Genomic DNA, 18,277 nt, shown 5'->3' on the forward strand with positions numbered 1-18,277 from the left:
CTCGTTATGGGAAAGAGAGTCGGCCGGGGAAGCCCCCGATGCCAAGCGCCATTTTTGCTCGGACTGCGATCAAAATGCAATTATTCCGGCTAGCCCGTAGGCGCCGCCCAGCGCAGCACGAAACGCGCGCCGCCCAGCGGGCTGTCGAACACCTGAATGGTGCCCCGGTGGCTGGCCGCCACGCGCTGCACGATCGCCAGCCCCAGGCCGGCGCCGCCCGTGCCGCGGTCGCGGCTTTCATCCAGGCGGGTGAAGGGTTCGAAGACCCTGTCGCGGTCTTCAGCGGGAATGCCCGGCCCGTCATCATCCACGATCAGCTCGAAACCGCCTTGCGGACAGTGCGTCAGCATGATCTCGATGCGGCCGCGTGCATAGCGCACCGCGTTCTGCACCAGGTTCAACAGCGCGCGGCTCATGTAGCGCGGGTTCAGGCTGACATGCGGCGGATGCCCCTCCACCACCACGCAGCGCACATTGCGCGCATCGGCCTGGTGCGCCACCTGGGCCAGCGCCTCGCCCAGCCAGTCGCGCGTGTCCACGGTTTCCTGCTTGACCGCGTCATCGGCCGGCCGCTCCAGCCGCGCATACACCAGCAGCTCGGCCACCATGCTTTCCAGTTCTGAGATATCGGCGCGCATGTCGCGCAGCACGCGGCCATGCTCGCGCGGCAGGCCGCTGCGATCCAGCACGTCCACCTCGAACGACAGCCGCGCCAAGGGCGTGCGCAATTCATGCGACACCGCGTTGGTCAGGCTGCGCTGGTTCTCGATCAGCGTGGCGATGCGGCTGGCCATGGCGTTGAAGCTTTCCCCCACGTGCCGGATGCCCGTAATGCGCGACAGGTGCACCCGCATGCCCAGGTCGCCCTGGCCCATTCGCACCGCGGCATTGCGCAGCCGGTCCATGTCGCGCCACATCGGCAGCGCCCACAACGCCAGCAACCCCACGCCCACCATCACCGTCAGGAAGGTCCACAGCGTCCAGGTCAGCACGGTATCGACCAGGCCTTCGCCCGGCAGGCGCACTTCCAGCCATTGCCTGGGTTCGCCGGGCAGCGGCACCAGGTGCGTGTTGTATTCGTCGCGCATCACGAAGCCCTGGCTTTCCAGCTGCTCGCGTTCGTTGCCGCTCAGCCGGACCTGGTCCGACCGCAGCAGCCGCAGCAACAGGCCGTAGTGCGGCAACACCTGTTCGCGCAGCGCGGCCTCGCGCTCGGCCGGCGCCACGCCATCGAGCCGCTGGTGCAGCTCGTAGACCTGGCCCCGCAGCGACTGGTAGGCAATCTCGTCCACCGTCGGCTTGAACAGCTTGCCCAGGCCCTTGTCCACCAGTTGGTACGCCAGGCACAGGCTGATCACGACCACGATGAAGAATCGAACGAAGAATTTGAACATTGAAGGCCCAGGCGCCGACAGCCGGCGGCTTGGGATCATAGGGAGAAAGCGGGGTGGCGATCCGCCGCCATTTGTGGGGGATTTGTGAAAAATCGTGAAACACCGGTGACCCACAAGGCACGCTATTCTGGGGCTGCTGTTCGGCTGCCTGCCCGGCGGATTCCCGCGCCCTCCCTCGAAAGGACTTCCACCCCATGGACCCGCTAGAGAAACTCCTGCGTTCGGACAAGATCCTGCAATCGTTCCCCGGCGCCGAGAGCGCCGCGATCCAGGCCTACGAGCAAGCCTGGCAAACGCGTTTTTCCGACGGCTACAAGGCATTCCTGGCGCGCAGCAACGGCCTGCGCTTCGGCTTCGATTTCGACCAGGCCCACCGGGCGGGCGTGTCGCCCGCCCTGGCCGACATGAATACGTTTTTCGGCATCGGCAACGGCAACCCGCACCTGGACCTGGCGTTGCTGACCCCGAAAATGCGCTTTCACAACCGTGCCTTCCTGCCTTTCGCCCCGGTGCTGGGATTGGGCGGCGACTTCTGTACCTACGTGGAAATCAGCCAGGGCACGCACCAGGGCCGCATCATGTACACCGATGGCGAGATGGCCTCGGAGTACGAAGACCTGGATATCCGAGGCCAGGACGTCGACACCCTGGTCGACGGTTTCATCGACGACGGCTGGTTCATGCCCGTCGCTGCGTCGTTCGATGATTTGATCCGGCTGTACGCGAAGATGGCGTGAAAGGCGCTGCGGGAAATTGCACGACACAAGGCGATTCCCCGCGTGATCGCGCGTCACGTTACATGAACTTCTCGTACAACTTCGGATAACGGCGGCGCATCTCCTTAGCGTCGTCGAAATCCCAAATGGGCCCCAACTCGGGAAGCGGAAAAACTGTCAAGCCCGTCGGATAGCCACCCGTCAATTCCTCGTAGGCTTGCGTAGCCACGGAAAGCATGTCCTCGCAATACGCTTCGTCCGCTTCCACCTCGACCTTGGCCAACCAATCAGGGTCCGCCAACGCCTTCTCGTAGGTCTTCTTTCCTTGCCCGATTAGCCATCCGATGAAATAGTCGAAGCCATCGTCGGAACAACCACCATTGATCACATAGGCAGCTCCCCACAGCTGCAGGTTGTAGGCAGCACGAGTCAATTGCGTATAGGCATTGGCCGCACCCTTGATGCTTTCAAGATCCATCGTCTTGATGATTTCCTTCAAGCTCTCGGCGACGGCGTGCGCGTCAGCGGGATCGTCGACCGATTTGCGCGCTTTCTCGACCAATTCCCAGTATTCGTTGATTTCCATTATTCATTTCCCAGGTTTCGAAGAAATTTTCGGAATTCAAGTTTGAACAACGGGCAGATCATGGGGAATTGGAAGATTCTGAAATATGACGCGAGTGCCACACTTACCTGGCAACGTGATCGCCAGGCGCCTTGACCAGGAATTCCTTCAGGCTGGCGACCTTGCTCTTCTTGAAGATGCGGTTCTTGTAGGTCACCACCGTGGTGGGCGACAGGCCCAGCGCACGGCCCACTTCCTTGGCCGTGTGGCCCTGGCGCAGCAGGTTCGCCACCTGGATCTCGCGAAACGACAGGTCGGCCGGCCAGGCGGCCACGGGCGCCGGCGCGGCCTCGCGCCGACAGAGCTGGTGATGGCGCCGCGCCAACGCGATCAACAGCGGCGCGCGGCCGCGCATCAGGTCGGTCACGTCCGCCGAATGCGTGCGCGAAAAGTACAGGTTCAGGTAGCTGATGCCTTCGCTGCGCGCGCCGATCAATGAAATCTTGCTGGCAAAGCCGGGCCGCTCGAACAGCAGACGGCGGTATTCCGCATCCAGGATGTGACCGGGTGCGGGCGTCTGGATGATCAGGTCCGGCTGTCCCTCGGGCCGACAGGCCAGGTCGCGCAGCAGCGCGTAGTTGGGATCACGGCGATAGAACTGGTCATCGACGTAGACGTTGGTGGTCCATTCGATCAGCGACTGGTTCAAGAGGCTGGCGGCCGACGAATACTGCACCGAGCCGTCGTGCCCGTAGAACACGTGGGCGACGTGATCGGCCGCCACCGTTTCGCGCAGGGCCAGCAGCAGCGCGGCATGGAACATCGGCCCGCCCAGGTCCATCACGGCGGACGCGGCCCATTGGTCCGTCCCCCCGGCCGCAGCCAGCGGCGTGCTTGTCTCTTCCATGGTTCTGGGTCCTCGTTCGGACGTGTTTTTCCCGATTCTACGGTCAACCCCGGCCGTCCGTGTGTCCTCTTCCGTGAGGACATGACGGGCCCGCGCCGCGCTTCTAGAGTTTGGCCCTGAGACAAACACGCCGTGCCACAGAGCACTAGGGAAAACGATGACAGAGCTTCCCCTCTACCCCTACATCCGGCCCGCCGAGATGGACGGCCCGCGCGCCGAGCCGCATCCCGTCGCCATCGTCGGCGCCGGGCTTTCCGGCCTGACGCTGGCGCTGGACCTGGTGCGCCGCGGCATTCCCGTGGTGGTGCTGGACGATGACAACACGGTGGGCGTGCGCGGCCTGGCCTCGCGCGGCATGGTCTGGGCCCAGCGCACGCTGGACATCTTCGACCGGCTGGGCATGGCGAGCGCGGTGGTCGACAAGGGCGTGCGCTGGAACGTCGGGCGCGTGCTGTGCCGCGACAAGGCGGTGGCGTCGTTCACGCTGCAAGACCAGCCGGACATGCGCCACAACGGCTTCGTGAACCTGCAGCAATACTATCTGGAGGCCTTCCTGGTCGACGCCTTGCAGCGCGAACCGCTGGCCGACCTGCGCTGGTTGAATGCCGTCGCCGGCATCGAAGCCGGTGCGGATGGCCCCGCCACGCTGCGCGTGCAGACGCCCGACGGCATCTACGCCACGCGCGCCCAGTGGGTGGTGGCCTGTGACGGCGCGCACAGCGCGGTGCGCGGCATGCTGGGCCTGCAACCGCGCGTCTACGACCGCACCGAAGACCGCTGGATCATCATCGATATCGTCCTGCGCGGCACGGCCTGGCCCGAAGAACGCTGGACCTGGCTGGACGCGGGCAGCAACCATGGCCGCGCAGTCTGGCGCCACAAGATGGCCGACGACACCTGGCGGCTGGATTTCCAGTTGCGGCCCGACGAAGACGCCGAGGCGGCGGCAACGGAAGCCGGCATGCGCCGGCGCGTGCTGGACCTGGTGGGCGAGCCGGTCGATTTCGACATCGCGTGGCACGGCGTCTGGGCCTACCGCCACGAATGCCTGGACAGCCTGCGCCATGGCCGCGTGCTGTTCGCGGGCGATTCGGCCCACCTGGTCGCACCCTTTGGCGCACGCGGCGGCAACGGCGGCATCCAGGACGCCGACAACCTGGGCTGGAAGCTGGCGCTGCTGCTGCAAGGGCGTGCCGATGCCTGCCTGCTGGACAGCTACAGCGACGAGCGCAAGCACGCGGCCATGGAAAACATCCGCCAGGCGCGGCGCTCGTCCCGCTTCGTGTATCCGGGCGCCGCCCGATCGGCCGCGCTGTGGCGGGACGCCATCATCGCGCTCGCGCCGCAGCACCAGGCCGCCGCCCGCCTGATCAACACCGGCCGCCTGTGCATGCCTGCGGTGTATCCGCCGTCGCCGCTGGTGCGCGGCAGCCATGCCCACGCCGGACGCGCGCTGCCCAACATCGTGCTGCGCCAGGCGGACGGGCTGTCTCTGCATGCGTTGCTGGGCCCCTGGTTCACGGCGCTGGTATTCGGCGATGCCTTGCCGCCCGACGCCACAGGCGCAACGCACGCCGATAGCCAGGTGCGCTGGGTGGCGGTCAGCCCGCTGTGCGATGCGCGCGGCCGCGCCGCGCTGGCGCATCAGCTTGGCGTGGCCCTGGACGGCGCAACCTGGCTCGTGCGCCCCGATCAGCACGTCATGGCGGCGGGCGACGCGCAGGCCTTGCCCCCCGCCCAGATCACGACCTGGCTCGACGCCGCGCTGGGCCAGGCCGCTATCCCGACGTTCCCCGCTGCCCCGGCCCACGGCCTGCAGCATTTCCCCGGAGACCCGCTACATGCCGCCTTCACAGCAACAGCTTGATGACCTGCTCGAACGCCTGATCGCGTTGACCGACCAGCCCAACCCCGTGGACCAGCGCGACAGCCTGGCGCGGCTGTCGCTGCTGCTCATCGAAGCCGTGGACGACGCGGCCCGGGTGCAGTCGGCCGTCGATGAAATCCTCGCGGCGCGTGCCGAGCCGCCTGCCCTGCACATCCCTTGACCCACGGAGACGGCGCCATGACGCATCCCATTGAGACCCCGCGGCCCGACGCCGCCTGCCCGCCCATTCAGGGCCTGCACCACTTCGCCTGGCGCTGCCGCGACGCCGAGGAAACCCGGCATTTCTACGAAGACATCCTGGGCCTGCCGCTGGTGCATGTGGTCAAGGAAGAACGGGTGCCGTCCACCGGCGAACACTGCCCCTTCGTGCACTTGTTCTTTGAATTCGCCGACCGCTCGCACATCGCCTTCTTCGACCTGGGCGACAACGCCGTGAGCCAACCCGACCCCGCGACCCCGCGCTGGGTCAACCACTTCGCCATGGAAATCCGCGGCGAGGCCGAACTGGAACGGATGCGCCAACGCCTGCTGACCCAGGGCATCGAAGTAGTCGGCCCCACCGACCACCACTTCATCCGCTCGCTCTATTTCTTCGACCCCAACGGCATCCGGCTGGAACTGACCACCCGCCTGCCCGTCCCCGACTACGTGGCCGGCAAGCGCCGCAGCGCCCATGACGACCTGGCCGACTGGACCCGCGACAAGGCCGCCGGCCTGCGGCCCGGCGCCTCGGGCACCAGCAGCCAGGCCCGCCAGGCCCAGGCCCGTTGACCCCTTCATTCCCACCCGATACAGGAACACGATGACCAAGCCCTTTGCCTCCCAGGCCGACGTAGCCGAAAAGAAAACGTCTTTCGTCCGCCTTTCCGACAACGCCTACGCCTATCTCGCCGACGGCGATCCCAACTCCGGCGTCATCATCGGCGACGACTGCGTGATGGTGGTCGACGCGACGGCCACGCCGGTCATGGCCCAACCCCTGATCCGTGCGATTCGCGGCGTCACCGACAAGCCCATCCGCCACGTCGCCCTGACCCACTACCACGCCGTGCGCGTGCTGGGCGCGTCCGCCTTTGCCGCCGAAGGCGCCGTCAACACCTTCGCCAGCCGCGGCACCTACGAACTGATCGCCGAGCGCGGCCAGGCCGACATGGACTCCGAGATCGGCCGCTTTCCCCGATTGTTCCAATCCGCCGAAGGCATCCCCGGACTGACCTGGCCCACGGTGGTGTTCGAGCGCGAACTGACCGTGAACCTGGGCAATCTGGAAGTGCGCATGATGCATCTGGGCGCCGGCCACACCCGCGGCGATTCGATCGTGTGGATTCCATCGCAGGGCATCTGTTTTTCCGGCGACCTGGTCGAATTCAATGCCGGCGTCTACACCGGCGACGCCTACCTGGCCGACTGGCCCGCCACGCTGGATGCGCTGCAAGCCTTGCAGCCGCGCCAGCTGGTACCAGGGCGCGGCCCCGCGCTCACGCAACCCGACGCCTGCCGCGAGGCCATCGGCTACACGAAGCGCTGGGTAGAGACGCTGTACGGCTGCGCCCGCCAGGGCGTCAGCGAAGGCAAGGGCTTGAAGCAAGTCTACGAAGACACCCGCCGCGTGATGGACCCCGAATTCGGCCACGTCGTCATCTACGAACACGCCATTCCCTTTGACATCTCGCGCGCCTTCGACGAAGCCAGCGGCATCACCGAGCCGCGCGTCTGGACGGCTCAGCGCGACCGCGAAATGTGGGCCGAGCTCACCGCCTGACGCCATCACCACGGAACCCGACCATGAAACTTGCCACCCTGAACCACGGCACCCGCGACGGCCAGCTGGTCGTCGTCGACCGCGCGCTCGCCCGCCTGCGCCCCGTGCCGCACATCGCCGCCACCTTGCAGCAGGCCCTGGACGACTGGGCCCGCTGCGCGCCGCGCCTGCAAGCAGAATATGACGACCTGCAAGCCGGCGGCACCGGCCAGCCGTTCGATGCCACCCAATGCGCCGCGCCGCTACCGCGCGCCTACCAGTGGCTGGACGCATCCGCCTACCTCAACCACGTCGACCTGACGCGGCGCGCGCGCGGCGGCGAAATGCCGCCGTCGTTTCGCACCGACCCGCTGATGTACCAGGGCGCCTCTGACGACTTCATGGGCCCCTGCGACCCGATCACCGCCGCCAGCGAAGACCTGGGGGTCGACCTCGAAGCCGAGATCGTGGTGGTCACCGACGACGTGCCGCTGGGCGTGGACGCCGACACGGCGCTGGATCATGTGGTGCTGCTGGGCCTGGTCAACGACGTCACGCTGCGCAACGTGGTGTTGCCGGAATTGAGCAAGGGCTTTGGCTTTCTGCAAGGCAAGCCGGCGTCGGCGCTGTCGCCCGTGCTGGTCACCCCCGACGAACTCGCCCCCTATTGGCGGGACGGCAAGCTGCACCGGCCGATGCAGGTGTGGTTGAACGGCCAACTGCTGGGCCAGCCCCAGGCCGGCGAGGAAATGCAATTTCATTTCGGCGAGCTGATCGCGCACGCGGCGCGCACCCGCCGCCTGGGCGCCGGCACGCTCGTGGGCAGCGGCACCATCTCGAACGCCAGCGATGCCGTCGGCGTGTGCTGCCTGGTCGAAGCGCGGGTGCGTGAACAACTGCGCGAAGGCCAGATGCGCACGCCCTTCCTCAAGCATGGCGACCAGGTGCGCATCGCCATGCAGGACGACGCCGGCCACAGCCTGTTTGGCGACATCGACCAGCAGGTCCGCATTCCCGGCACCCGCCCGCTGCCGCTGGCCCCGGCCCGCCACGCCGTCACCGCCTGAACAGGACGCCGCCATGGCCGACACGCCCCTACCCACCCTGCACAGCTACTGGCGCAGCTCGGCAGCCTATCGGGTCCGCCTTGCCCTGGCCATCAAGCGCCTGCCGTATCGGCAGGTCGCCTGGCACATGGCCAAAGGCGAACACCAGCAGCCCGCCTACCGCCAGATCGCGCCGTTCGGCCTGGTGCCCATGCTGGAAATCGACGGCCTGCGCTTGCAGCAGTCGCTGGCCATCATCGAGTACCTGGATGCGCGCCACCCCGAGCCCGCCCTGCTGCCCGACGACCCCGCACAGCGGGCGCAGGCCCGCGCGCTGGCGCAACTGGTGGCCTGCGAGATGCATCCGCTGAACAACCTGCGCACCTTGAACCGGCTGCGCGGCCAGTTCGGCGCCGATGACGCGCAAGTGCAAGACTGGTACCGTCATTGGTGCGAGGAAGGCTTTCGCGCATTTGAGGCGGCGTTGGGCGCCAGCCATGGCGACTACGCGCTGGGCGCGGCGCCGTCGCTGGTGGAGTGCTGCCTGGTGCCGCAGGTCTACAACGCCCGGCGTTACGAGGTCGACCTGACGCCGTTTGCCCGCGTGCGCGCCATCGTGCAGGCCTGCGAATCGCTGCCGGCCTTCGACGCGGCACGGCCCGAAAACCAGCCCGACGCGCCACGCCCCGCGCAGGCCGCCTGACCCCTCACCCAACCCCTCACATAAAAAGCGGCCCAGACCGCGCCCCCAAGGAGACACGCATGCAGACAGACCTTTCCGGACAGGGCGCCGTTGCGCCCGCCCCGCTTGCCGACCGGCCGGCGGCAGTTCCACTGGTCAGCGTAGAAGACCGCAAAGTGCTGGCGGCCACGCTGGTCGGTTCGGCCATCGAGTGGTACGACTACTTCATCTACGTCCAGGCCGCGGGCCTGGTGCTGGGCAGTCTGTTCTTTGCCCCTTTCGCCCGCGAGAATCCTGAGCTGTCGCTGATCCTGTCGTTTGCCACCGTCGGCGTGGCGTTCCTGTTCCGGCCCCTGGGCGCCATAGTCTGTGGCCACCTGGGCGACCGCTATGGCCGTAAACGCGTACTGGCCGCCACGCTCATCCTGATGGGGGTGTCGACCGCGCTGATCGGCGTACTGCCCACCTATGCGCAGATCGGGCTGTGGGCGCCGGTCATCCTGGTCGGGCTGCGCGTGCTGCAAGGCTTTTCGGCTGGCGGCGAATGGGGCGGCGCAGCACTCATGGCCGTCGAACACGCCCCGGTCGACCGACGGTCGTTGTTCGGCGCCTTTCCGCAGATCGGCGTGCCGCTGGGCATGATCGTCGCCACGGGTGTGCTGTGGTGCATCACGGCGCTGGTCGGCGCCGACAACTTCATGGCCTGGGGCTGGCGCATCTCGTTCCTGCTGTCCATTGCGCTGATCATCGTGGGCGTCTTCATCCGCCGCGCCGTCGAGGAATCGCCGGTGTTCCTGCAGATGCGGTCGCGGCGCAGCCATTCATCGGCGCCGCTGGGCACGCTGCTGCGCCAGCATCCGCGCCAGATTGCGCTGACGACGCTGATCTTCGTAGGCAACAGCACCGCCGGCTACCTGCTGGTGGGCTTTTTCATCAGCTACGGCAGCCGCGCGCTGCACATGCCGGCGCAGCAGGTGCTGATGATCTGCACGTTGGCCGCCGCCTGCTGGCTGGGCACCACTCTTCTGGGCGGCTGGCTGGGCGACCGCATCGGCCGCGTGCGCACCTTCCAGGTGGGCTATGTGCTGCTGGCCCTGTGGGCCATTCCGATGTGGTGGCTGATCGAATCGGGCAACCCGGCGCTGTTCACGTTGGCGCTGGCGGTACTGTCGGTGCCGCTGGGCCTGACCTACGGGCCGCAGGCCGCCCTGTATGCCGAGATGTTCCCCGCCGACGTGCGCTATTCCGGCGTGTCGGCCGGCTACGCGCTGGGGTCCATCCTGGGCGGCGCCTTCGCCGCGATGATCGCGCAATCGATCATCTCGGCCACCGGGCAATCGTGGCTGGTGGGGGTGTACGTCGTCGTCATGGCAGCCGTCTCGTTCGTCGCCGTCACGCTGGTCAAGGACAAGCCCGGCACGACGCTGCACGCCGACTGACACCCCGCGCCGCCGCTCGGTATCGCGGCGGCGCTCCCCTTGTCACCCATCCCCGCCCCCATGACCGCCAGCATCCGCCAACAAGACCTGGTCGATTCCATCGCCCACGCCCTGCAATACATCAGCCACTATCACAGCCCCGACTACCTCGCGCACCTGGCCGCCGCCTACCGCCGCGAGGCCAGCGCGCCCGCCCGCGACGCCATGGCCCAGATCCTGGCCAGCTCGCGTCTGGCCGCCATCGGCCGGCGCCCCCTCTGCCAGGACACCGGCATCGTCAATGTCTTCCTGAACGTCGGCATGGACGTGCGCTGGACGGGTTTCACCGGCAGCCTGGAAGACGCCGTCAATGAAGGCGTACGCCGCGCCTACCTGGACCCCGACAATCCCCTGCGGGCATCGGTGGTGGCCGACCCGCTGTTCGGCCGCGCCAATACCCGCGACAACACGCCCGCCGTCATCAGCACCCGGATCGTGCCCGGCGCCACGCTGGAAGTCATCGTCGCGGCCAAAGGCGGCGGATCGGAGAACAAGGCGCGGCTGGCCATGCTGAACCCGGGCGACAGCGTGGTGGACTGGGTGCTCGCGCAGGTGCCGACGCTGGGCGCGGGCTGGTGTCCGCCCGGCATGCTGGGCATCGGCGTGGGCGGCACTGCGGAAAAGGCCGTGCTGCTCGCCAAGGAAAGCCTGATGCAGCCGCTGGACATGCATACGCTGCAGGAACGCGCCGCACGCGGCGACGCGCTCGCCCCCGAAGACGCCCTGCGGCTGGAGCTGCATGCACGCGTCAACGCGCTGGGCATCGGCGCGCAGGGCCTGGGCGGCCTGACGACCGTGCTGGACGTCAAGCTCAAGACCTACCCCACGCACGCCGCCGCCAAACCCGTCGCCCTGATCCCCAACTGCGCCGCCACCCGTCACGCCCGCTTCGTGCTGGACGGCAGCGGCCCCGTGCACCTGGAGCCGCCTTCGCTGGATCTCTGGCCCGACCTGGGCGATGCCGCGCTGGCGCAGGTCGGCCGGCGCGTGAACCTGGACACGCTCACCCAGGAAGAGGTCGCCACCTGGCGCGCGGGCGACACCTTGCTGCTGAGCGGCCGCATGCTGACCGGCCGCGATGCCGCGCACCAGCGCATCCGCGAACGGCTCGCCCAGGGCCTGCCGCTGCCCGCCGACTTCCGCAACCGTGTCATCTACTACGTCGGCCCCGTCGATGCGGTACGGGACGAGGCCGTGGGTCCGGCCGGCCCCACCACGTCCACCCGCATGGACGGCTACACCGACATGATGCTGGCGCACACCGGCCTGATCGCGATGATCGGCAAGGCCGAACGCGGCCCCGACGCCGTCGCCGCCATCCAGCGGCACCGGGCGGCCTACCTGATCGCCGTCGGTGGTGCGGCGGTTCTCGTGTCCCGGGCCATCCGCCACGCGCGCGTCGTGGCCTTCGAAGACCTGGGCATGGAAGCCATCTACGAATTCGACGTGGTCGACATGCCGGTGACGGTGGCAGTCGATGCAGAGGGTGGCAACTTGCACGTTGCTGGCCCGGCGCAATGGCGTCTTGCGCCCGGGCAACCCATTCGCCTGGGCGGCCGCGAGATCAGGCTTTCCGGGGCTTGATGGCGCCGGCGCGCGCCGACGCCCGCCTGGGCAGGCCCGCGCCCACCAGCGCCAACAGTTCCTGGTGGTTGCGCACACCCAGATGCTGGAACGCGCGGTAGCGATAGGTCAACGCCGTCGTGTCCGACACCCCCATCTCGCGCGCCGCTTCCTTGGTCGTCAGGCCTTCCAGCACATGCGTCACGATCTGCCGCTCGCGGCCCGACAACTGTTCCATGAGCCGCGCCTGCGGCGCATGGTCTGCCGGAGAACGCCGCGTCACCTGCACGTGACGCATGACCGCCGTGGCGATCAACGGCGCATGCTGCGCCAGGCGTTCGATGTCCTGCGGCACGAACGCCGGATACGCCAGATTGCGGTACAGGCTGACCGACACCCGATAGCCGTCGGCAAACACCGCCAGCAGCGACAGCCGCTCGCGAATGCCCGGATCGCCATAGCAGACGCGGCGGTAGTGCTCATCGGCCACATCCTCGGCCTGCTGCAGCCCGATCCACAACTGCGTCGCCTTGCCCGGCTTGCGCCGCGACAGCCACACCATGTTGGAGTCCTTGCGGTCGAACCCCAGCCGCATGTATTGGACGGCGGTCAGGGTCGCCACCTCGCCAATGGCGCTGGCGCTGGACACGGCCTGCACCCGGCCGCTGCTGCGCAGTGCGAACACCGTGCAGTGGCTGGCCGGAAACATGCCGCCCAGCGCCCGCAGCACCTGCGCGGCGAAGTCGTCGGCGCCGATCGCGTCCATCAAGGCCGCCGCCACCGCAAACGCGGGAGCGGGCGTGTCCTGCACCACCGGCAGCAATTTCATGACGGGTATTCCTGTCCTGATTAATTAGGACAAATTATCGATTCCATGCCGCCAGAATATACCCAGAGACAACGCCATAAGAACAGGACATCCGCATGCCGCTTGAACGAATCGGACCCTTCCACTATTCACGCTTTGCGCCATCGATGCCGCCCCGGGATGCGAACGGCGCCGACGCCCGGCGCCATCGCGTCATGATTGCCGGCGGCGGCCCCGTCGGCCTGGCCGTCGCGCTGGGCCTGGCCCGGCGCGGCTTCGACTGCGTCGTCATCGAGGCCGACGACTCGGTCTGCGAAGGCAGCCGCGCCGCCTGCATCTCGCGCCGCAGCCTGGAAATCATGGACCGGCTGGGCGTGGCGTCCGCCTTTCTGGGCAAGGGCCTGCCCTGGGCGCGCGGCCGCAGCTATTACGGCACCGACGAGGTGTTGGTATTCGAAATGCCCACCCGCGCGGACGACCGCTATCCGCCCATGATCAATCTGCAGCAGTACTACATCGAACAGTTTCTGCTCGACGCCATCGCAGCCGTCAATGCACAGCATCCCGGCCGCGTCGACATCCGCTGGGCCAGCAAGATCACCGCCTGCACGCCCGCCGCCGACGGCGTGGCCGTGCGCATCGACAACGCGCTGGGCAGCTACCCGGCGCAGGCCGACTGGCTGGTGGCGTGCGACGGCGGCCAGAGCTTCATCCGGTCCAGCCTGGGCCTGGAACTGGCAGGCACCGGCTATCAGGGCCGCTACGCCATCGTCGACATCGAGCTGGCCAGCGGCTACCCCACCGAGCGCCGCGCCTGGTTCGACCCGCCCTGGGCCCGCGGCACCACCATCCTCATGCACCGCCAGCCCGACGACATCTGGCGCATCGACTTCCAGCTGGCCGGCAGCGTGGATGCCGCCCAGGCCATGCAGCCCGAGCAGATTCAACGCTTCGTGCAGACGCACCTGGACGCCATCGGCGAAGGCCACCTGCCCTGGACCCCGGTCTGGTCGTCCATCTACCGCGCCGGCGCCATGACGCTGGACGCCTACCGCCACGGCCGCATCCTGTTCGCCGGCAACGCCGCGCACGCCATGCCCATCTTCGGCGTGCGCGGCCTGAATTCCGGTTTCGACGACGCCGACAATCTGGTGTGGAAGCTGGCCGCGGTGCTGCAAGGCAAGGGCAGCGATGCGCTGCTGGACCGTTACAGCGCCGAACGCCTGCACGCCTTCCACATCAACGCCGAGAACGCCATGTGCAGCACCGAATTCATGTCGCCGCCCAACCGGGGCTTTGACCTGATGCGCGAGGCCTGCCTGTCGCTGGCCGCACGCCACCCCGGCATCGCGCGGCTGATCAATCCGCGCCAGACGCATGCGATCACGTATGCCGAATGCCCTGTGCCGCAAGCGATGGCCGATGCGCCGGAAGGCACGAACGGCCCGCCGCTCGACACGCCAGCGAACCCACCTCTCTGCTCCCCCGGCGCGCCCTTGGTCGACGGCCGCCTGCCCGATGGCCGCTACCTGACAGGACGGCTGGCGCCAGACGGCTTCACCCTGTTGGCATTCGGCCCCTGGCCGCAAGCCGACGCCCTTGAAACACAAACGCAAGCGTCCGACTGGCCCTGGCTGCCGTGCCGCGTGGTGACGTTGGCGCCCGATGCCAACCTGGCCCGGTGCTTCGGCTTGCCGCAAGAAGCCCTGGCCGACATGGCCTTCCTGATACGCCCCGATGGCCATCACAGCGCCCATTGGCCTGCACCCGACCTGCCTGACGTACTGACCGCCCTCGCCCGCGCCTGCGGCGCCCCAGGAGCCCTGCAATGACCTACGACGCCGCCGTCCAAGACCGTCTCTATGCCCGCTGCAGCAACGCCATCGCCAGCGCCGGGCGCGAACGCGAATCCCTGTTCCTGGCCCGCCTGGCGCTGCTGCTGTTCGAGCAGGTGCAGGACGAACAGCGCTGCCTGGACGCCATCGAACAGGCGCTGCAAGACCTGCCGATGCCCTCACTGTCGGCGGACTGACGCCGCCTGCGCGTACCCGACCGGCACGCTCGTCGGCGTTTTCAGCCGCGATACCCAAGACAGGCCAAGAAGCCTGCCCTGCCCCCAAACGGAGACAACCTTGAACAGAAGAACATTCATGGCCGCGGCCTTGGCCGTCGCCGCCGCCCAGTGGGCCGTTGCCGCGCCCGTGCAAGCCCAGTCCGCCTACCCTGACCAACTCATCAAATGGGTCGTGCCCTACCCTGCTGGCGGCGGCACCGACACCCTGGCACGCACCCTGGCCGAGAGCATCCGCCCCGGCCTGGGCCAACGCATCATCATCGACAACCGGCCCGGCGCGGCCACCAATATCGGCGCCGAGCAGGTTGCGCATGCCAAACCCGACGGCTACACCCTGATGTCCGCCGACAACGGCGTGCTGGCCTTCAACGAACACCTGTTCAAGAAGCTGCCCTACCGCCCCGCCGACGACTTCACCTACATCGGTGCGATCGGCAAATTCCCCCTGGTACTGGTCGCCAGCCCCGCCTTTCCCGTGGCGGACTTCGCCCAGTTCATGGCCTACGTGCGCGCCCGGCCCGGCCAGGTCGACTACGCCTCGGTCGGCAATGGCTCGCCGCATCACCTGGCCATGGCCCTGTTCCAGAGCAAGACCGGCACTACGCTGACCCATGTGCCCTACCGAGGCGCCGCCCCCGCCATGCAGGACGTCATGGGCGGCCAGGTGCCCGTCATGTTCCTGGACCTGGCGTCCGGCCTGCAGATCATCAAGTCCGGCAAGGTGCGCCCGCTGGCGATCGGTTCGGCCACGCGTTCGCCGCTGCTGCCCGATGTACCCACCCTGGCCGAAGTGGGCGTTGCCGACGTCGAAGTCTTTGCCTTCCAGGGCTTGCTGGGGCCGGCGGGCCTGCCCGCCCCCATCGTCGCCACGCTCAACCGGGCACTGAACCAGGCCCTGGCCGACCCGGCCGTGCTGAGCCGCTTCACCGAATTCGGCTTTGAACCGCTACCCGGCACGCCCGACGCCTTCAAGCAACTCGCGCGGTCTGAATCCGCCCGCTGGGGCCAGGTCATCCGCGCCAACAACATCTCACTGGATTGAGGATCGCCATGAACATGCCCTCCGCCCGCCCCGTCCACGGACTGCACCACTTTGCCTGGCGCTGCCGCGACGCCGAAGAAACGCGATGCTTCTACGAAGACCTGCTGGGCCTGCCGCTGGTGCACGTCATCAAGAACGACCACGTGCCCAGCACCGGCGAATACTGCCCCTACGTGCACATCTTCTTTCGCATGCGCAACGGCGGCTGCATCGCCTTCTTCGACCTGGGCGACGACACGGCCGCCCTGCCGTCCGCCAACACCCCTGCCTGGGTCAACCACATCGCCCTCGCCGTCGCCAGCCGCGAGGACCTGCACGCCATGAAGGCGCGGCTGGAGGCGCACAGCGTCACCGTGGTCGGCGTCACCGACCACGACGGTTTCATCGAATCGATCTATTTCTTCGACCCCAATGGGTTGCGGCTCGAACTCACCGTCGAAGTCGCCGCCCAGGCCGTCGTCGACGGCTATGCCCGCGAGGCGCGCAGCCTGCTCGACCGCTGGACGACCCGTCAGCGCCCCGTCACCCCCCACCAGGACCGCCCATGACCCACCCCGCCCCCCAACTGCGCCTGTCCACCCGCAAGAACGGCACGCGTGACGGCGAACTGATGCTCGTCAGTCCGGCGGGCGACCGCTGGATCAGCGCCGGCCCCGGCGCGCCCACGCTGCAAGCGCTGCTGGACAACTGGACCACGCTGGCGCCCGAACTCGACCGCCGCCACGCCGCGCGCGATGCCAGCGCCTGGACCACGGCCAGCGCCTTCGACCCCGCGCAATGCATGGCGCCGCTGCCCCGCGCCTACCAATGGGCCGACGCGTCCGTCTACCGCAACCACGCCCGCCTGATCTACCAATGGCGCCAGGAACCCATTCCCCCGCGTTATGAAGACGAACCCCTGGTCTACCAGGGTGGGTCCGACATCCTGCTGGGCCCGCAAGATCCCATCATCGCCACCGACCAAAGCCACCTGATCGACCTGGAAGCCGAAATCGCCGTCATCACCCGCGACGTTCCCCTGGGCACGACCGCCGCGCAGGCGGCCGACCTGATCGCGCTGGTCGTGTTGCTCAATGATGTCTCGCTGCGCGGACTGATCCCGTCCGAGCTGGCCAAGGGCTTCGGCTTCTACCAAAGCAAGCCCGCCACCAGCTTTGCTCCCATTGCCGTCACACCCGCGGCATTGGGCAGTGCCTGGCGCGACAATATGCTGGACCTGCCCGTGCGTATCGACGTCAACGGCGCCCGCTTCGGCGAGCCCAACGCCAGCAGCGAAGTCGTCTTCAATTTTGCGCAGATCATCGAACACCTGGCCCGCACGCGCGGCCTGGTCGCGGGCAGCATCGTCGGCGCCGGCACCATCAGCAACGCCGACCCGGCCTCAGGCAGCGCCTGCATTACCGAAGCCCGCGTGCGCGCGCAGCTGGATGGCGCCCGCGAAGATCAACTGCCGCCCTACCTGCGCCACGGCGACCGGGTGCGGATCTTTGCGCGCGGGCCGGATGGCGCCATGCCGTTCGGGGCGATTGATCAGGTAGTGGAAGTCTGCGCCTCCGCGAAGCCCTGATCGGGTGAGGTCACCCCAGATACTCCACGTTCCCGCACACCGAAATGCTCTGCCCGCTGACCATCGCCCCCTCGTCCGAGCACAGAAACGCCACTTGATTGGCCACGTCCTCGGGCTGCGTCATGCGGCGCAGCGACACCTTGTCCACCAGCCGCATGCGCATCTCGTCCTGGCTGACGCCGCCCGCCTCGGCGCGGGCGGCGATGATGCGTTCGACCCGCTCGCCCGCTACCACGCCCGGCAGCACGGAATTGACGCGGATGTTGTCTGGCCCCAGTTCCATGGCCCAGGTCTGCGTCAGCCCCGCCAGGCCGAACTTGGTGGCGCTGTACGGCGTGCGCAGCGAGAACCCCAGGCGGCCCGCCACCGACGAAATATTGACGATGGCGCCGCCGCCCGCTTCCCGCAGCAACGGCACGGCGCTGCGGGCGCACAGGAAAGTGCCGGTCAGGTTCACGTCCAGCGTCTTCTGCCAGGCATCCAGCGCGATCTCTTCCAGGCGGCACGTGGGGCCAGCCACGCCCGCGTTGTTCACCAGCGCATCCAGCCGGCCCCAGCGCCTGGCCAGGTCCGCGAACATGGCCAGCACCTCGGCTTCGCGCGACACGTCCGTCACGCTGGCGCTCAGGCTCGGCGACAGTGCAGCCGCCGCTTTTACGGCCGCCTCGTCCACGTCGCAGATATGCACGTCTGCACCGGCCGCCAGGAATTTCTTCGCAATCGCCAGGCCGATGCCCTGCGCCCCCGCCGTCACCAGGACCCGCTTGCCCTTCAAGGATTCACTCATGTTGTTCTGCCGGTAAAAG

At 67.8% G+C, this 18,277-nt stretch carries 19 protein-coding genes; 14 read left to right on the forward strand and 5 right to left on the reverse strand.

Features of this window, described 5'->3' with window-relative positions:
- Window positions 1–89: 89 nt before the first annotated feature.
- Window positions 90–1,394 carry an ATP-binding protein gene (locus HV798_RS05035; RefSeq protein ID WP_175191810.1) on the reverse strand — a complete coding sequence of 435 codons (1,305 nt, stop codon included), beginning with the start codon at window positions 1,392–1,394 and terminating at the stop codon, window positions 90–92.
- Between the two features lie 194 nt (window positions 1,395–1,588).
- Between HV798_RS05035 and HV798_RS05040 the strand changes: the two genes are divergently transcribed.
- Entirely contained in the window at window positions 1,589–2,131 is a 543-nt protein-coding gene (locus tag HV798_RS05040; RefSeq protein ID WP_175191809.1) for an SMI1/KNR4 family protein, read from the forward strand.
- A 58-nt stretch (window positions 2,132–2,189) separates the two neighbouring features.
- Here HV798_RS05040 and HV798_RS05045 read toward each other — a convergent pair whose 3' ends face one another.
- Both HV798_RS05045 and HV798_RS05050 read right to left on the reverse strand, forming a co-directional pair.
- Window positions 2,190–2,696, reverse strand: a complete 507-nt coding sequence (locus tag HV798_RS05045; RefSeq protein ID WP_175191808.1) for a DUF4240 domain-containing protein — start codon at window positions 2,694–2,696, stop codon at window positions 2,190–2,192.
- 103 nt (window positions 2,697–2,799) lie between these two features.
- Window positions 2,800–3,582 (reverse strand): helix-turn-helix transcriptional regulator, encoded by a 783-nt coding sequence (locus tag HV798_RS05050; protein WP_025138130.1) that lies wholly within the window; start codon window positions 3,580–3,582, stop codon window positions 2,800–2,802.
- A 157-nt stretch (window positions 3,583–3,739) separates the two neighbouring features.
- Between HV798_RS05050 and HV798_RS05055 the strand changes: the two genes are divergently transcribed.
- The 8 genes from HV798_RS05055 to HV798_RS05090 are packed head-to-tail and all read left to right on the forward strand — an operon-like array spanning window position 3,740 to window position 12,001.
- Window positions 3,740–5,449: an FAD-dependent monooxygenase gene (locus tag HV798_RS05055; protein WP_175191807.1), complete on the forward strand. Its 1,710-nt coding sequence runs from the start codon at window positions 3,740–3,742 to the stop codon at window positions 5,447–5,449.
- Window positions 5,424–5,630 (forward strand): DUF2783 domain-containing protein, encoded by a 207-nt coding sequence (locus HV798_RS05060; protein ID WP_175191806.1) that lies wholly within the window; start codon window positions 5,424–5,426, stop codon window positions 5,628–5,630. The genes HV798_RS05055 and HV798_RS05060 overlap by 26 nt, the downstream gene beginning before the upstream one ends.
- A 17-nt stretch (window positions 5,631–5,647) precedes the next feature.
- Window positions 5,648–6,241 (forward strand): VOC family protein, encoded by a 594-nt coding sequence (locus tag HV798_RS05065; protein WP_175191805.1) that lies wholly within the window; start codon window positions 5,648–5,650, stop codon window positions 6,239–6,241.
- 31 nt (window positions 6,242–6,272) lie between these two features.
- Window positions 6,273–7,232, forward strand: coding sequence for an MBL fold metallo-hydrolase (locus tag HV798_RS05070; RefSeq protein WP_175191804.1), 960 nt, complete (start codon window positions 6,273–6,275; stop codon window positions 7,230–7,232).
- A gap of 23 nt (window positions 7,233–7,255) precedes the next feature.
- A complete protein-coding gene (locus HV798_RS05075; protein WP_175191803.1) occupies window positions 7,256–8,278 on the forward strand; it encodes a fumarylacetoacetate hydrolase family protein in 1,023 nt (340 codons plus the stop codon).
- A 13-nt stretch (window positions 8,279–8,291) separates the two neighbouring features.
- On the forward strand, window positions 8,292–8,960 hold the full coding sequence (gene maiA / locus HV798_RS05080; protein ID WP_175191802.1) for a maleylacetoacetate isomerase: 669 nt from the start codon (window positions 8,292–8,294) through the stop codon (window positions 8,958–8,960).
- Between the two features lie 59 nt (window positions 8,961–9,019).
- Window positions 9,020–10,378: an MFS transporter gene (locus HV798_RS05085; RefSeq protein WP_175191801.1), complete on the forward strand. Its 1,359-nt coding sequence runs from the start codon at window positions 9,020–9,022 to the stop codon at window positions 10,376–10,378.
- 60 nt (window positions 10,379–10,438) lie between these two features.
- Entirely contained in the window at window positions 10,439–12,001 is a 1,563-nt protein-coding gene (locus tag HV798_RS05090; protein ID WP_175191840.1) for a fumarate hydratase, read from the forward strand.
- On the opposite strand, the gene HV798_RS05095 is transcribed toward HV798_RS05090, so the two are convergent.
- Entirely contained in the window at window positions 11,982–12,809 is an 828-nt protein-coding gene (locus tag HV798_RS05095) for a LuxR C-terminal-related transcriptional regulator (RefSeq protein ID WP_175191800.1), read from the reverse strand. The two genes, HV798_RS05090 and HV798_RS05095, sit on opposite strands and share 20 nt — an antisense overlap.
- 95 nt (window positions 12,810–12,904) lie before the next feature.
- Here HV798_RS05095 and HV798_RS05100 point away from each other — a divergent pair, with 95 nt between their 5' ends.
- The 5 genes from HV798_RS05100 to HV798_RS05120 all read left to right on the forward strand — a co-directional run bounded on the left by HV798_RS05100 (window position 12,905) and on the right by HV798_RS05120 (window position 17,471).
- Window positions 12,905–14,620 carry an FAD-dependent monooxygenase gene (locus HV798_RS05100; protein ID WP_175191799.1) on the forward strand — a complete coding sequence of 572 codons (1,716 nt, stop codon included), beginning with the start codon at window positions 12,905–12,907 and terminating at the stop codon, window positions 14,618–14,620.
- Window positions 14,617–14,820 carry a hypothetical protein gene (locus tag HV798_RS05105; RefSeq protein WP_025138141.1) on the forward strand — a complete coding sequence of 68 codons (204 nt, stop codon included), beginning with the start codon at window positions 14,617–14,619 and terminating at the stop codon, window positions 14,818–14,820. Before HV798_RS05100 ends, HV798_RS05105 begins: the two co-directional genes overlap by 4 nt.
- A 100-nt stretch (window positions 14,821–14,920) precedes the next feature.
- Window positions 14,921–15,904 carry a Bug family tripartite tricarboxylate transporter substrate binding protein gene (locus HV798_RS05110; protein ID WP_175191798.1) on the forward strand — a complete coding sequence of 328 codons (984 nt, stop codon included), beginning with the start codon at window positions 14,921–14,923 and terminating at the stop codon, window positions 15,902–15,904.
- Between the two features lie 8 nt (window positions 15,905–15,912).
- Window positions 15,913–16,452: a VOC family protein gene (locus HV798_RS05115; RefSeq protein ID WP_425486119.1), complete on the forward strand. Its 540-nt coding sequence runs from the start codon at window positions 15,913–15,915 to the stop codon at window positions 16,450–16,452.
- Window positions 16,449–17,471: a fumarylacetoacetate hydrolase family protein gene (locus tag HV798_RS05120; RefSeq protein WP_175191797.1), complete on the forward strand. Its 1,023-nt coding sequence runs from the start codon at window positions 16,449–16,451 to the stop codon at window positions 17,469–17,471. The genes HV798_RS05115 and HV798_RS05120 overlap by 4 nt, the downstream gene beginning before the upstream one ends.
- 10 nt (window positions 17,472–17,481) lie before the next feature.
- On the opposite strand, the gene HV798_RS05125 is transcribed toward HV798_RS05120, so the two are convergent.
- Window positions 17,482–18,258, reverse strand: coding sequence for an SDR family oxidoreductase (locus tag HV798_RS05125; protein WP_175191796.1), 777 nt, complete (start codon window positions 18,256–18,258; stop codon window positions 17,482–17,484).
- Between the last annotated feature and the right edge of the window lie 19 nt (window positions 18,259–18,277).

The organism is Achromobacter deleyi (genome assembly GCF_902859705.1).
In the GTDB taxonomy this organism is placed as follows: Bacteria; Pseudomonadota; Gammaproteobacteria; order Burkholderiales; family Burkholderiaceae_B; genus Achromobacter; species Achromobacter deleyi.

Coding starts and splice junctions, on each gene's coding strand:
- HV798_RS05040 (WP_175191809.1), top strand. CDS start 1,589: ATGGACCCGCTAGAGAAACTCCTGCGTTCGGACAAGATCCTGCAATCG.
- HV798_RS05060 (WP_175191806.1), top strand. CDS start 5,424: ATGCCGCCTTCACAGCAACAGCTTGATGACCTGCTCGAACGCCTGATC.
- HV798_RS05100 (WP_175191799.1), top strand. CDS start 12,905: ATGCCGCTTGAACGAATCGGACCCTTCCACTATTCACGCTTTGCGCCA.
- HV798_RS05045 (WP_175191808.1), bottom strand. CDS start 2,696: ATGGAAATCAACGAATACTGGGAATTGGTCGAGAAAGCGCGCAAATCG.
- HV798_RS05085 (WP_175191801.1), top strand. CDS start 9,020: ATGCAGACAGACCTTTCCGGACAGGGCGCCGTTGCGCCCGCCCCGCTT.
- HV798_RS05120 (WP_175191797.1), top strand. CDS start 16,449: ATGACCCACCCCGCCCCCCAACTGCGCCTGTCCACCCGCAAGAACGGC.
- HV798_RS05115 (WP_425486119.1), top strand. CDS start 15,913: ATGAACATGCCCTCCGCCCGCCCCGTCCACGGACTGCACCACTTTGCC.
- HV798_RS05125 (WP_175191796.1), bottom strand. CDS start 18,258: ATGAGTGAATCCTTGAAGGGCAAGCGGGTCCTGGTGACGGCGGGGGCG.
- HV798_RS05075 (WP_175191803.1), top strand. CDS start 7,256: ATGAAACTTGCCACCCTGAACCACGGCACCCGCGACGGCCAGCTGGTC.
- HV798_RS05105 (WP_025138141.1), top strand. CDS start 14,617: ATGACCTACGACGCCGCCGTCCAAGACCGTCTCTATGCCCGCTGCAGC.
- HV798_RS05095 (WP_175191800.1), bottom strand. CDS start 12,809: ATGAAATTGCTGCCGGTGGTGCAGGACACGCCCGCTCCCGCGTTTGCG.
- HV798_RS05070 (WP_175191804.1), top strand. CDS start 6,273: ATGACCAAGCCCTTTGCCTCCCAGGCCGACGTAGCCGAAAAGAAAACG.
- HV798_RS05055 (WP_175191807.1), top strand. CDS start 3,740: ATGACAGAGCTTCCCCTCTACCCCTACATCCGGCCCGCCGAGATGGAC.
- maiA (WP_175191802.1), top strand. CDS start 8,292: ATGGCCGACACGCCCCTACCCACCCTGCACAGCTACTGGCGCAGCTCG.
- HV798_RS05065 (WP_175191805.1), top strand. CDS start 5,648: ATGACGCATCCCATTGAGACCCCGCGGCCCGACGCCGCCTGCCCGCCC.
- HV798_RS05035 (WP_175191810.1), bottom strand. CDS start 1,394: ATGTTCAAATTCTTCGTTCGATTCTTCATCGTGGTCGTGATCAGCCTG.
- HV798_RS05050 (WP_025138130.1), bottom strand. CDS start 3,582: ATGGAAGAGACAAGCACGCCGCTGGCTGCGGCCGGGGGGACGGACCAA.
- HV798_RS05090 (WP_175191840.1), top strand. CDS start 10,439: ATGACCGCCAGCATCCGCCAACAAGACCTGGTCGATTCCATCGCCCAC.